This window comes from Lysinibacillus sp. KU-BSD001, assembly GCF_042920265.1.
Lineage (GTDB): Bacteria > Bacillota > Bacilli > Bacillales_A > Planococcaceae > Lysinibacillus_B.
Genome location: NZ_JBDQZI010000002.1, coordinates 95,417 through 109,997, shown reverse-complemented (window position 1 = coordinate 109,997; position 14,581 = coordinate 95,417). Strand labels below are relative to the sequence as shown.

The 14,581-nt window shown below is 30.4% G+C and carries 13 protein-coding genes; all 13 read left to right on the top strand.

Features of this window, described 5'->3' with window-relative positions:
• The first annotated feature begins 2 nt into the window (after positions 1-2).
• Positions 3-1,568, top strand: coding sequence for an O-antigen ligase family protein (locus tag AAGS61_RS03795; protein ID WP_391367552.1), 1,566 nt, complete (start codon positions 3-5; stop codon positions 1,566-1,568).
• A 44-nt stretch (positions 1,569-1,612) separates the two neighbouring features.
• The gene (locus AAGS61_RS03790) at positions 1,613-2,425 is read left to right on the top strand and encodes an ABC transporter permease (protein WP_391367549.1); all 813 of its coding nucleotides are present in this window, start codon (positions 1,613-1,615) and stop codon (positions 2,423-2,425) included.
• Positions 2,415-3,614, top strand: a complete 1,200-nt coding sequence (locus tag AAGS61_RS03785) for an ABC transporter ATP-binding protein (protein ID WP_391367546.1) — start codon at positions 2,415-2,417, stop codon at positions 3,612-3,614. Before AAGS61_RS03790 ends, AAGS61_RS03785 begins: the two co-directional genes overlap by 11 nt.
• On the top strand, positions 3,614-5,065 hold the full coding sequence (locus tag AAGS61_RS03780) for a class I SAM-dependent methyltransferase (RefSeq protein WP_391367543.1): 1,452 nt from the start codon (positions 3,614-3,616) through the stop codon (positions 5,063-5,065). Before AAGS61_RS03785 ends, AAGS61_RS03780 begins: the two co-directional genes overlap by 1 nt.
• Positions 5,066-5,070: 5 nt before the next feature.
• Complete coding sequence (locus tag AAGS61_RS03775) at positions 5,071-6,834, top strand: glycosyltransferase family 2 protein (protein WP_391367540.1); 1,764 nt, start codon at positions 5,071-5,073, stop codon at positions 6,832-6,834.
• A 14-nt stretch (positions 6,835-6,848) separates the two neighbouring features.
• On the top strand, positions 6,849-9,587 hold the full coding sequence (locus AAGS61_RS03770; RefSeq protein WP_391367537.1) for a YfhO family protein: 2,739 nt from the start codon (positions 6,849-6,851) through the stop codon (positions 9,585-9,587).
• A 167-nt stretch (positions 9,588-9,754) separates the two neighbouring features.
• Entirely contained in the window at positions 9,755-10,171 is a 417-nt protein-coding gene (locus AAGS61_RS03765; protein ID WP_391367535.1) for a sugar 3,4-ketoisomerase, read from the top strand.
• Between the two features lie 2 nt (positions 10,172-10,173).
• Complete coding sequence (locus AAGS61_RS03760) at positions 10,174-10,740, top strand: acyltransferase (protein WP_391367532.1); 567 nt, start codon at positions 10,174-10,176, stop codon at positions 10,738-10,740.
• Positions 10,741-10,753: 13 nt separating this feature from the next.
• Positions 10,754-11,842: a DegT/DnrJ/EryC1/StrS family aminotransferase gene (locus AAGS61_RS03755; RefSeq protein WP_391367529.1), complete on the top strand. Its 1,089-nt coding sequence runs from the start codon at positions 10,754-10,756 to the stop codon at positions 11,840-11,842.
• Entirely contained in the window at positions 11,835-12,764 is a 930-nt protein-coding gene (locus AAGS61_RS03750; protein ID WP_391367526.1) for a glycosyltransferase family 2 protein, read from the top strand. The genes AAGS61_RS03755 and AAGS61_RS03750 overlap by 8 nt, the downstream gene beginning before the upstream one ends.
• Entirely contained in the window at positions 12,748-13,116 is a 369-nt protein-coding gene (locus tag AAGS61_RS03745; protein WP_391367524.1) for a GtrA family protein, read from the top strand. The genes AAGS61_RS03750 and AAGS61_RS03745 overlap by 17 nt, the downstream gene beginning before the upstream one ends.
• Before the next feature lie 16 nt (positions 13,117-13,132).
• Positions 13,133-14,005 carry a glucose-1-phosphate thymidylyltransferase RfbA gene (gene rfbA / locus AAGS61_RS03740; protein WP_391367520.1) on the top strand — a complete coding sequence of 291 codons (873 nt, stop codon included), beginning with the start codon at positions 13,133-13,135 and terminating at the stop codon, positions 14,003-14,005.
• A gap of 10 nt (positions 14,006-14,015) precedes the next feature.
• Complete coding sequence (rfbC, locus tag AAGS61_RS03735; RefSeq protein WP_391367517.1) at positions 14,016-14,579, top strand: dTDP-4-dehydrorhamnose 3,5-epimerase; 564 nt, start codon at positions 14,016-14,018, stop codon at positions 14,577-14,579.
• Positions 14,580-14,581: the final 2 nt, after the last annotated feature.

Below are 14,581 nucleotides of genomic sequence, written 5' to 3'. Positions count from 1 at the left end.
AAATGAGTTCATTTTATGATGTAATTCTCAATGACGAAGAAGAAGATCTTCAGTCGAGAAAGAATGTAGATAAGTGGATTTTTAGATTATTTTTATTACTACTAGGTGTAATGCCTTTGATTGTTTTAGCCAGTGCTGAGGAAGTGATTAGTCCTTTAATTTCAAATGTCGATGTATTGTCATCAGGAACAAAAGGGGACTTATTTACACAGTATAAGGCATTATTGTTATTAGTAATCACAGTGATTGTTAGTGCTTTGTTTGTAGCAAAGATTCTCTTTATGAATGGAACAATCCGTAAAACATTTTTAAACTATGTGTTAGGTGCATTTGTGATTGCAATTATTGTTTCTACGGTTGTGTCACCGAATATTACAATTGCTTTAAATGGTCAATATAATCGTTCAGACGGAACAATTAGTTGGCTTTGCTATATAGCGTTAATGTTTATTGCCATGAATATCGAATATCCGAAAAATGTTGTTCGTTATATTATGTATGTGATGATGCCTTTTGTGTATATCAATTTGATCATTATTACATTGAATTTTTATGGGAAAGATATATTACAACAAACATGGATGCAGAAGTTAGTAACAATTATGTTACCTGAAGGATCAAGCTTAAGTGAAGGGTCAACTTTATTAGGGACATTAAATCACGGTAACTATATGAGTGGTATGTTTGCAATTATGACGCTGATGTATTTTGTATGGACTATTTTAGAGAAAAAAATGGCACCTAAAGTTGTTGGATTTATTACATCAATTGCTTCTATATTAGTTCTACTAATGTCATTATCTACAAGTGGTTTTTTAACAGTGGTATGTATTATGCCATTTTTATTATGGATTGTGTTTAAATCCGAGCAGAAGCTGATTTCGTATATTTCACTAGTAGTGTATTTACTTACTGCTGGAATTAGCTTACACCTGTTAGCGCAAGAAAACTCCAAAGTTTGGGATGAAACTTTTGGTTTCTTTGTTTCTTCAAATCCATATGTCGAGGAAACGCCACAGCCAGCTACTTCTTTAAATGATGGTCAATACAAGCTACCGTCTTTATTTGATAATAAAGCTTATGCATCAAATCAAACAGTTGAGCTACCAGTGATTCCTGAAACAGGCGTTGGGGCAGGGTCGGGGCGTGTATACATTTGGACGTACATGTTAGATTTAATCAAAGATAAACCGTTATTCGGTTATGGTTTAGATTCGTTAATGTACAATTTCCAACATTATAATATTGATGCACGAGCAAATTTAGAGACAGAGACAGTAATAGTAGATAAACCACATAATATGTACATGGGGATTTTATATGGAACAGGTATTATCGGCTTCATTGCCTTTATTGTACTAGTTTTCACAACTATTTTGACTTCATTAAAACAAATTTTTAAGCAACAAGATAATATTGTAACTACTGTTTTAGCAGTAGGAGTTTTAGCATTTTTATTCCAAGCGATTTTTAATGATACACTGCCGGGAATTGCTGGAGTGATGTTTGTGGCTTTAGGAATGTTTCTAAGTAATTCGGGAAAAGTGAAAATACAAGAAACACAATGATATTCCTTGCTTTGCAAGGAATATCTTATTGAGGAGAAAAAATTATGTTAGGTTCAGCTTTTTCACAATTTAAAAATATATACAATCAAAAATCTTTGATTAATCAATTTACACGTAGAGAAATATCTAACCGATATAAGGGTTCATATTTAGGTATTGTATGGTCTTTTATAACACCTCTAATCATGTTAGTAATATATACATTTGTTTTTAGTGTTGTCTTTCAAGCAAAATGGGGAGCAGGTGAAAATACGAGTAAAGTAGAGTTTGCATTGTTATTATTATCTGGATTACTCGTCTTTAATATATTTTCAGAAGTATTATCTAAATCCCCAACTTTAATTACATCTAACCCAAACTATGTAAAAAAAGTGGTTTTTCCATTAGAAATTTTACCAATCGTTACTTTAGGATCAGCATTATTTCAAGCATTAATTAGTTATGTAATACTTGTAAGTGCACTATTTCTTTTAATGGGAGTATTTAATTGGACTGCTTTGTTATTCCCTTTAGTTTTAATTCCATTAGTGTTATTTACAGTAGGTTTATCTTGGTTCATTTCTTCCCTAGGTGTGTATATTAGAGATATAGGACAAATCATTAATTTAGCTTTGCCAGCATTAATGTTTATGAGTCCTATTTTCTATCCTATATCAGTAATCCCTAAAGAGTTCCATTTTATATATCAAATTAACCCTATTAGTTATGTTGTCGAAGATGCTAGAAGAACGATTATTTGGGGAGAACTACCTTCTTGGGATTGGATGGTTTATGGAACTATAATTGGAGTAGTATTCGCAGCTTTCGGCTATATTTGGTTTAAAAAGACAAGAAAGGGTTTTGCAGATGTCCTCTAATAGTATTGCAATAAGTGTTAAAGAATTAACTAAAAAATATGAAGTTTATGATAAACCTATAAATAGATTAAAGCAAAGTTTATATAGAGGAAAGAAAAATTTCTTTAGAGAATATAAGGCACTAGATAATATTTCTTTTAAAATTAATCAAGGTGAAACAATAGGAATCGTAGGGAAAAATGGGTCTGGAAAAAGTACACTATTACAAATATTAGCTAATACATTAAATGCTACTAGTGGGGATGTTTTAGTAAATGGTAAAGTAGCTGCGTTATTAGAATTAGGGAGTGGCTTTAACCCTGAGTATACCGGTAGAGAGAATGCTATTATGAATGGTGTCATTATGGGGTTATCGGAGGCAGAAATTAAGGCAAAGATGCCAGAAATTGAAATGTTTGCTGAGATTGGGGATTTTATTGATCAACCAGTAAAAACCTATTCGTCAGGGATGTTTGTGAGGTTAGCTTTTGCGTGTGCAATAAATGTGGATCCAGATATATTAATTGTTGATGAAGCTTTAGCAGTAGGAGATATGAAATTTCAATTAAAGTGTATTGATAAAATGAAAAGTTTCCAAAAACAAGGGAAAACTATTTTGTTTGTAACACATGATACGTATTCTGTCAAAAACTTTTGTACGAGAGCTATTTGGATTTCAGAGGGGAAAATTAAGCTAAGTGGGGATGTAAATACTGTAATAGAAGCTTATGAAGATGAGATGAAATATGGTATGACAAATGTAGAAAGTCCTACTATTCCCCAAGAATCAAAGGACAATGTTTTAACAATTGATGGTGTAGAATTCTTAGACTCTTTAGGCAATAAAACAAAAGACTTTCAGTATAAGGATAATATTACTATTAAAGTTAAATATACTATACATTCTGAAATGGAAAACATTGTAGGAGGTATAGCCTTGTTCGATAAACAAAATACGTATATTTGTGGTTTAAACACAAAACTTGATGGAGTACCCTTACCTTCTAAACCAGGGAACTATATTTTACAATTAAATTATAGCGGTGTGAATTTATTACCGGGTACCTACTTTATAGATATAGGATTTTTTGAAAGTTTAGGTATTATAAGGCTTGATTATAAAAGTAGATATAGTTATTTTCGAGTAAGTTCAGGTGAATATTTTGCTGAAGGAATTATTTGTATTGAGCACAACTGGGGTGAAAAATAATGAAGTACAATTATCAAATAAATATTAAGGCAAATAATTCTCATGCAGCGATATTAAAAAAAATCCAACCCAATTCTAAAGTGCTAGAGTTTGGTCCAGCAACGGGCTATATGACTGAATATATGAAACATGAGTTGAATTGTTCAATATATGCGGTAGAAGTTGATTCAGAGGCTGCTTCGATAGCTGAAAAATTTACTGATAAAATGGTAGTTTGTGATGTAGAAACGTTAGAATGGGTAGAACAATTTAAAAACCAAACATTTGATTTTATAATATTTGCAGATGTTTTAGAACACTTAAGAGATCCATGGAGGATTTTAAGGATAGTAAAAGATTTTTTAAAACCTAACGGACAACTTTTAATTTCTATTCCTAATATAGCACACAATGCAGTACTGATTGAACTACTTGGTGGGAAATTTAAATATCGTAAATTAGGGCTTTTAGATAATACACATCTACGTTTCTTTACAAAAAGTAGTACTATTGAGCTTATAGAGCAAAGTGGATTATATATAGATGACATTCAAAAAGTTATAATACCACCTGAAGTGACGGAGCTAAATACTACTTATCAAGGTTTGCCTTATAGTGTAGCAGATTTTTTAAGAAGTAGAAAAGATGGCAATGTGTATCAATATGTAATTACGGCGACAAAAATAGAAGCTTCAACTAAGAAAAAAATAAGTGACGATAAACAAGAGGTAATTTATATTGCTTCAGATTATGTAGAACTATTTTATGATTTAGGAAATGGTTTTAATGAAAATGATGTAATTAAGTTGCCTATTAAAGAAGTTGGTGAGCTAGTAACTTATAAATATCAACTACCTTCACTGCCAATTAAAGCTATACGTTTAGATCCTTCTAATAGCCCTGGGGTAGGGATGATTTCAAATTTTGAATTGAGGTACTTAGAAAAAAATGTATCTATAAATCTTTTGAAAGAAATGAAACCTTTAAATGAACTAAGTCTTTTAGAAATGAAAGATAGTCAATTTATTTTTCTAAGTCTAAATAATGATCCGCAAATTAAAATAGAACTACCAAATTATTTGAAAGAAGATAACATAGAAATCATTATTTCTTTAAGTTTTTCGAAATTTTATGATCATAAACAGAGTGAGTTATTAAAGTATTATTTTAAAGAAAATGAAACGAGATATTTAAATACTTTAAGCGAATCAAATAATAAATTAAATGAGTTGGAAAATGATTGGAATTTATTATTGATGAAAAATGATGAATTAGAAAAAACTAATAAACTTTTATCGAATAAAATTCAAGAATGTATGTCACGAAATGATTATTTAAATATAGAATTAGAAAAAGTTCAAGCTATAAAAAATGATTTGGAAAAAGAGTATTATAAATTAATCAACTCATTTTATTGGAAAATAACAGAACCATTAAGAGTTATAAAAAAAATATTTAAATTTAAAAGGTGATAATGTTGGAAATAGGTCTTGATATAGTTGTTGTTGTGTATAACTCAAGTAAATGGTTAGATGGATTGATTTGTAGTTTAGAAAAGTCTGAGTATCCATTGGATAAAATTCATTTAACGTTTGTTGATAATGCTTCTTCTGATGACTCAGTAGCAAAATTAGAAAATTATAAGCTGAATCATAAGTTTGGGTCTTTTAATATATATCCGTCAAACGAAAATTTAGGGTTTGGTAAGGCGAATAATTTTGGTGTTGAAAAAACAAATCAGCCATATGTATTCTTTTTAAATGTTGATACGGAAGTATTACCAAATACGATTTCAGAGCTAATGAACAATGCCATAAATAGTACAGATGATGTAGGTTTGTGGGAATGTCGACAGTTCCCTTATGAACATCCAAAGTTTTATAATCCAGTTTCTTTAGAAACATCTTGGTCTAGTGCTGCTGCTTGTATGGTGAGAAGAGAGTACTTTGTGAAGATCGGTGGTTTTGATGATAATATTTTTATGTACGCAGAAGATGTTGATTTAAGTTGGAGATTTAGAGCAAACGGTTATAAATTAAAATATTTACCGAGTAGTGTTGTATATCATTATACATATAAATCTGCTGGGGAAGTTAAGCCAAATCAGTTTTATAATAGTACGTTTAATAACTTAATGCTGAGATATAAGTATGGTTCAGTTAAAGATATTTTAAAAGGTTATGCTATGTATAATGCTTTGTATGGAATTCGAGGACCAGCCGAAAATCATAGAAAAAGATTAGCAAAAGGTTTTATGAAAAGTATTCCAACTGGTATGAAATTTAGAAGCTGGAAGAGAAAAAATAAAAAATTAGATTTTAAACCTAATTTTTTAGGCTGGGATTATGAGTTGATTCGTGAAGGGGCTTTTTATGAGAACAGTTTACCTAAAGAATTCCCTTTAGTCTCGATTATTGTCAGAACATGTGGAAGACCAAATGTTTTAAGAGAGACTTTAAAAAGTATTCAAAATCAAACATATAAAAATATTGAAGTTGTTATAGTAGAAGATGGTCCAGAGATATCTAAGAAAATGATTGAAGAGGAATTCTATTTCTTAAACTATATTTATGAAGCTACTGGTGAAAAAGTTGGACGATGTATTGTGGGAAACAGAGCTTTGTCTTTAGCTAATGGGGAGTATTTTAACTTCTTAGATGATGATGATGTATTTTATGCTGATCATGTAGAAGTTCTAGTAAAAACAATTTTAGATAATCCTCAAAATGATGCAGCATACTCAATTGCATTTGAAACGCCAATTAAAGTGTATTCAACAGAACCTTATGTTTATGATGAATTATTCCACAATATTCAGTATAGACAAAGTTTCAATAAATTGTTATTACTAACTCAAAATTATTTCCCTATTCAGACGGTTTTATTTTCTCGAAAGCTATACGATACTTACGGTGGATTTGACTTGAAATTGGAATATTTAGAGGACTGGGATCTTTGGATTAGATATGCTATGAATAGTCAATTTGCTTATGTAGAGAAAGTAACATCTATTTATCGAGTACCAGCTGAAAGAACTGTAAGTCAAAGTAGACAAGAAAAGTTAGATGAGTATTTGAATTTGGTGAGGAGAAAGCACGAGAATACAATTATGAATATTTCTATACGGGAATTACGTGAAGCTACTGAAGGAATAGCACAAAAAACGAATATAATATATCAGCTCAAAAATACTAGTTTTAAAGTGATTTTACATAAAATTGCTAAAAAGATTTTAAGATAGTAGGGGTGTACTTTATGCTAAGTAAAATCCAAACAAGATTTTTGAATGAAAATTCAAGAGAATATACTGTACCGTTAAGTATAGTAGTTGCTATATCTATAATTCTATATTTTAAGTTCGTCTCATTAGCTAAAGTATATATATATAATGATACAGGTAGTGACACTTTTGATTCATATTGGCCGTTTATTGTAAATCTTCACGAGACCATTAGAAGTGGTAACTTGCCTTTTTGGTCACATAACACAGGGATTGGGGCCTCGCAATATGCTACCAATATCTTTATAGGAGATCCATTTATTTATTTCTATCTTTTGTTTCCAGTTCATGTATTACCATATTTATTTGGACTAATGGCAATAATGAAAATCAATGTTGCAGCTTTCTTTTTTGTGAAATATGTAAGATATTTAAATGTTAAATATTTTACAGTTATTATAAGTACGTTATTATATGCTTTTAATGGCTATATTATTTTATGGGGACAACATTATCAATTTGTTAATATTATTGTGTTCTTGCCGTTATTATTGTTAGGGTTTGAAAAGATTCTTAAAGAAGATAAGAAGATTATTATGAGTATTGCAGTCGCACTGCTAGCGATAAATTCTTATTATTTTTTATATCAAGTGAGTCTATTCTTGATAATATATGCATTTGTAAGATACTTTACACTAAAAAGATTTAATTTGAAGAATCTATTTTTTATAACTTTAAAAAGTTTATTAGCCTATATTATAGGCATTGGTTTAAGTGCTTTTTATTTGATTCCTACAGTTAGCTATGTGCTTAGTAGCCCAAGGATTTCAGGGAACTATATACCAAGTTTATTTTCACTAAATAGTTTAGAATATTATATTTCATTATTTTTTAGATTTTTCTCAAACAATACATTAGGTATTGGGAATAGTTTCTTTGGGGATATTAACTATTATGAAGCACCAATATTATTTAGTTCAATTTTAATAATTATATTATTTCCAATAGCATTTATGAATATGACTAGAAGAGAAAAAATTGTAAATGGTATTTTTATTGGAATGATATTCACCTTTTTGCTTTTACCGATTTTTTCAACTATGTTTAACGCTTTTAGTAAAATAGATTATAGATGGACGTATGTAGTGATTTTTTCTAATATTTATTTGATTATTTTTAGTTTAGAGAAAATAGAAAACATATCTCGAAAAAAAATTCTAGCATCTTTAATAGGATTGTTAATTACTATTAGTACCTATATTTTTGTAGTAAATATAGGTACTGAATATTTTATTTGGGATGAGAAAAATAAAATTTATCTAACTATTACTTTATTATTAACTATAGTATTTGGAATAAGCTATATTGTATTACTATTCGGTATTTATAAAAAGAATAGCAAAATATATAAATATCTAATAGTAGTTGTATTAATGTTAGAAATAATAGCTCATAATTATCCTACTATAAATAATAGGCTACTTCTTTCTCCTGAAGATATAACACTTAAACAAAACTATAACGATTATACAAATGAGGCTGTGGTCTATTTAAATGAAATTGATTCAAATTTCTTTAGGGTTGAAAAGGATTATTTTTCTAGGTTTTTAAATGATCCTATGATACAAAATTATAATGGGATTACAGGATATAACTCTTTACATCAATTCTCAACGTTAGAGTTTTTAAAAAATTTAGATGTGAAACTAGAATCTTTGAATTTAATTTATGGTGTAAATAATAGAACAAATTTAGAAGCCTTATTAGGAGTGAAATATTTATTAAGTAAATCAAGTGATTTAAATTTATTTGGTTATGAAAAAATAAAAAATATTGGTGATATATTTATTTATAAAAATATTCTATATGTGCCCACTGTATTTACATATGAATCATTTATTGAGGAAGAACAATTCTTGAGTTTCGATACTCAGAGTAAAGATATGATGATTCTTAACAGTGTAGTATTAAGTGATAGCTCGATTCAAAAAATCAAAGATCTTAATATGAATATTGTACCTAAGTCATCTTTTATAGTTGATAGAAGTGCGGAAACGATAAGTTTAAATTATGCTGCACTAAAAGGAGAAAATGTTGAGTTTTTAGGAGAGACTTCAGATGATGTAATTAAGTTCGAAGCTTTAAATGAAGACCCCATAATTACCATACCTTTAAATGAGACTCAAAATGGCCATTTTTCACTTAAAATAACTATAGACTCTCCAATAGTGAATGAAGGACAGATTTTTTGGAGGGGGATAGATGAAATTTTCAGTGAAGAAAAATCTAGTAAATTCCAATTGGATAAAGGGGAAAACATATACGAGATCGATTTAGGTTCTATTGAAAATTTTAGTGAATTAAGAATAGATGTTTCAAGGGTAGCACAAATTTATTCAATCAAACAAATTATTTTGTTGAAAAATGATACTAATGCAGTGGTAGGTAGTATTAATAATCTTCAAGAATTGAAAGTCAATATTATTCATCATGGATCGAATAAAATTGTAGGCGATGCTGAACTAGATAAAGATGAAATATTATACTTTTCAATACCGTTTGATAAAGGGTGGAAACTAAAAGTGGATGGCATTGAAGTAACACCTTTAGTAGCTAATTTTGGCTTTATGGCAACTCCCTTAGAAAAAGGAAAGCATAATTTTGAATTATCTTATACTCCACCCTTTCTTTTTGAGGGGTTAATAATAAGTTTAATTTCTTTATTTGTTATGTTATTAGTAGCAACTCGCAAAAGTAAAAGAAGAGTTAGATAAGTTATTTATTCTATGTTAAACAATAATTTTATTTTTCTAATAGTTTTGCAAAGATTAACTTTTCTTTAAGCGTGAAAAAAGTAAGAATATATCCAGTTATTCTTGTGGTTAAGTGAAATTTTGAAACTAGATGGTTGGACTTTAATGTAAAGAAAGGTGGGAAAATTTTGTTAAAAAGCAAGATGACAAACGTCAACATTTTAGGGGATGATCGTGGTAGTCTGACTGTTATAGAAAGTGATATAAATGTTCCTTTCGAAATTAAAAGAGTGTTTTATATTTTTGGTACAAAAAAAGGGGTAAGACGAGGTTTTCATGCACATCATAAAACAAGACAAGCATTAATAAGCGTTTCCGGATCATGTAAAGTATATCTTGATAATACTATTAGAAAAGAAGATATTATGTTAGATGCTCCGAATAAAGTTCTCATTCTAGAACCAAATGACTGGCATGAAATGTACGATTTTTCAGAGGATTGCGTTTTATTAGTTTTGGCTTCAGAGTTATATGATAGTGAGGATTATATCAGAGATTATGATGAATTTTTTAAAGTTTATTCAAACGTTATGCAGGAGGCATAGTTATGCAAGCATTTTTTAAACATTCACATGCAATTGTAGAAACAACTGAAATAGGTAACGGTACGCGTATTTGGGCATTTGTTCACATATTATCTGGTGCTAAAATTGGACAAAATTGCAATATTTGTGATCATTGTTTTATCGAAAACGATGTAGTAATTGGCGATAATGTGACAGTGAAGTCGGGTATTTATATTTGGGATGGTGTGAAAATAAAAAATAATGCTTTTTTAGGACCAAACGTTGTATTTACAAATGATTTAATGCCAAGAAGTAAAAAATATCCTGAAAAGTTTTTAGAAACAGTAGTTGAGGAAGGTGCAAGTATTGGCGCGAATAGTGTTATTATTGCAGGAACAACTATTGGGAAATTTTCGTTAGTGGGAGCAGGTTCAGTAATTACCAAAAATGTACCGGCATATGCAGTTGTATTTGGTAACCCAGCACAATTTAAGTATTATATTTGTGAATGTACAGAAAAATTGCATTTTACAGATGGCAAGGCGGAATGTAGTTGCGGTAAAAAATATACTAAGACCTCTTCTGGAGAGGTTATTCAATTAAACTAAAGGTGGTGTAAAGATGATTCCATTTCTAGATTTAAAAAAGCTAAATGAAAAACATTACCATTCAATCAGTGAAACTTTAGAACAAGTTTTAAAATCAGGCTGGTATATTATGGGGGATTCTTTAAATCGTTTTGAACGTGAGTTTGCCGATTTTTGTGGAACAAAATATTGTGTTGGTGTTGCAAATGGTTTAGATGCACTTTCTTTAATAGTAAAAGCTTATGATATTGGAGAAGGGGATGAAGTGTTAGTTCCTTCTAATACATACATCGCATCTATTTTAGCGATTTCAGCCAATAGCGCTACACCTGTGTTGATAGAGCCTAAATTAAGTACTTATAATATAGATCCATCTGAAATTGAGAAACATATTACGAGCCGTACAAAGGCGATTATGGTAGTCCATTTATATGGTCAAAGTTGTGAAATGGATGAGATTAATGCCATTGCTAAAAAGCATAAATTAAAAGTGATTGAAGACTGCGCACAAGCACATGGTGCTATTTATAATGGAAAAAAAGTAGGTAATTTAGGGGATGTAGCTGGTTTTAGTTTTTATCCAGGTAAAAACTTAGGCGCACTTGGTGATGGTGGCGCAATTACTACTAATGATGAACAACTTTATTTGAAATTAATGGCTTATAGAAATTATGGGTCACATAAAAAATATGAAAATATTTATAAAGGTGTTAATAGTAGACTTGATGAAATTCAAGCAGCGGTCTTATCTGTGAAATTAGCATTTTTAGATAGCGAAAACGAACATCGCCGTCAAATTGCAAAATACTATTTAGAAAATATCTCAAATGAAAAAATTATACTACCATCAGTAGAAGTAGATGAGCAACATGTCTGGCATGTATTTGTAGTACGTACAGCAGAAAGAGATAGACTTCAAAAATACTTGTTAGATAATAAGATTCAAACAATTATTCATTACCCAATTCCACCGCATAAGCAACAAGCTTTTAAAGAGTGGAATCATTTAAGTTATGAAATATCTGAAAAAATACATAATGAAATCTTGAGCTTACCAATTAGCCCAGTAATGGGTATAGAAGAAGTAAGGAAAGTTGTAGAGGTAATAAATCGTTATGAATAAGAAGACTTTTTCTATTTTAGTGCCAATTTATTATAACGAATTAAATATTCCTCATACAGTTCCGCGTCTTCAAGCATTGGAAAAATTAATTCCTGATTATAATTTAGAATTTGTTTTTGTCGATGATGGTTCGAAGGATAATTCATTAAAATTATTACTAGAGCAACAGAAAAACGATTCTAGAATCAAAGTAATAAAATTAAGTAAGAATTATGGTTCAATGCAAGCGATTCAAGCAGGATTGAATTATGTAACAGGTGATTGTGTAGGAATTATTTCTGCCGACTTACAAGATCCTCCTGAACTATTTCAGAAGATGATTAATACATGGGAAAACGGTAAGAAAATAGTGATGGCGACAAGAAGTGATCGTGAAGAGAGTTTTTCGCAAAAATTATTTTCAAATACTTACTATTACCTTATGGATAAATTTGCCATAAAAGGATATCCTAAAGGCGGATTTGATTTTGTATTAATAGATCAGCAAGTTGTTGAAGAACTAGTATTAATTAGTGAAAAAAATACAAATATTATGAGCTTAATTTTCTCACTTGGACATGAGCAAGAGTTTATTCCATATGTTAGACAAGAAAGAAAACATGGTAAGTCGAGATGGACGTTATCTAAAAAGATTAAATTATTTGTGGACTCTTTTGTCAGCTTCTCTTATGCCCCGATTCGATTTATGACAGCGATTGGTTTTACTGTTGCACTTCTAAGTTTTTTATATGCGTTCTTTATAGTTATTGCATATATAAGTGGTTTAGTTGAAGTTCAAGGCTGGACATCAATTGTTGCATTGATTACCTTATTACAAGGTCTAACGATGATGATGTTCGGTATCATTGGCGAATATTTATGGCGTATTTTAGATGAAACTAGAAAAAAACCGGGATATATTGTAGATGAAGTTTATGAATAAGGAATTTTTCCGTTTTCTTATAGTGGGTGGTATTAATACAGTTACTACCTATATAATATATGCGTTGTTTTTGTTGTTTTTAGAGTATAATTTTGCATATATTATTTCTTATGTAAGTGGGATAATTGTTTCATTTATTTTAAATGGCAAGTTCGTCTTTAAAGTACATTTAACGCTCGAAAAAGCAATAAAGTTTCCTTTAGTATATGTTGTACAATATATGATTAACTTTTTAGTTTTAAATTTTTTAATAAAACAATTAGCTATACATGAGTTAATAGCCCCAGTAATAGTTATCATTATATCTATTCCTATAACATTTATTTTATCAAAAGTAATTTTAAAAAAGTGAAATTTGGAGGTTTATTTTGAAAGGCATAATCTTAGCAGGTGGCAGTGGTACACGTTTGTACCCATTAACGCGCTCAGTATCAAAGCAATTATTACCGATTTATGATAAGCCGATGATTTATTATCCGCTATCGGTGTTAATGTTAGCGGGCATTAAAGAAGTTTTAATTATTTCTACACCAGAGGATACGCCGCGCTTTGAGCAATTACTTGGTTCAGGGGGAGATTTAGGCATTCGTTTAGAGTATGCAGTGCAGCCTTCTCCAGATGGCTTAGCACAGGCGTTTATCATTGGTGAGGAGTTTATTGGGAACGATTCAGTTGCGTTAATTTTAGGCGATAATATTTTCTACGGTCATAAATTCTCATCAATGTTAGAGCGTGCAGCTTCACGTGAGTCTGGTGCTACAGTATTTGGTTACAATGTAAAAGACCCAGAGCGCTTTGGTGTAGTAGAGTTCAATGAAGAAGGAATAGCGGTTTCAATTGAGGAAAAACCAGCACAACCAAAATCGACATATGCTGTAACAGGTTTATATTTCTATGACAATGAAGTAGTAGAGATTGCAAAATCAATTGAGCCTTCATCGCGTGGAGAGTTAGAAATTACAGATATAAATAAAGTATATTTAGAGCGAGGCAATTTAAATGTTGAGCTTTTAGGTCGTGGATTTGCATGGCTAGATACAGGCACACACGAATCTTTATTGGAAGCATCTACATTTATTGAGACTATTGAGCGTCGCCAAAGTTTAAAGGTAGCATGTTTAGAAGAAATTGCTTATCGTAAAGGTTATATTTCAAAAGAGCAGCTTTTAAATCTTGCAGAGCCATCAAAGAAAAATAGGTATGGTCAATATTTAATTGAGCTAGCAAACCGTAAACTGTGAGGCGAATGAAATGGGATTTTTAAAAACAACATTAAAAGATGCATACTTATTTGAGCCTAAAGTGTTTGGTGATAACCGAGGTTTTTTTATGGAAACATACAACGGAAAAGTGTTTGAAGAAGCAGGGCTTTCATTTAATTTTATTCAGGACAATCACGCGATGTCAGCAGAAGCTGGAACATTACGAGGGATGCACTTCCAATTAGAACCATATGCACAAACAAAACTTGTACGTGTTATTAAAGGTGCAGTTTACGATGTTATTGTCGATTTACGTGCAGGTTCACCGACATATGGCCAGTGGGAAGGGTTTATTTTATCAGAAGAAAATAAACGCCAACTGCTTGTACCACAAGGCTTTGCACATGGTTATTGCACATTAGTTAAGGATACAGAGTTTGTTTATAAAGTGGATAATTATTATTCACCAGAATGTGATCGTGGGCTTGCTTGGGATGATCCACAGTTAAATATTAAATGGCCGATTTCAAATCCGATCCTTTCTGAAAAAGATACGAAACAGCCGCTATTTAAAGACTTAGACTGTCCATTTACTTATAAAGGTGAGGAATAAAT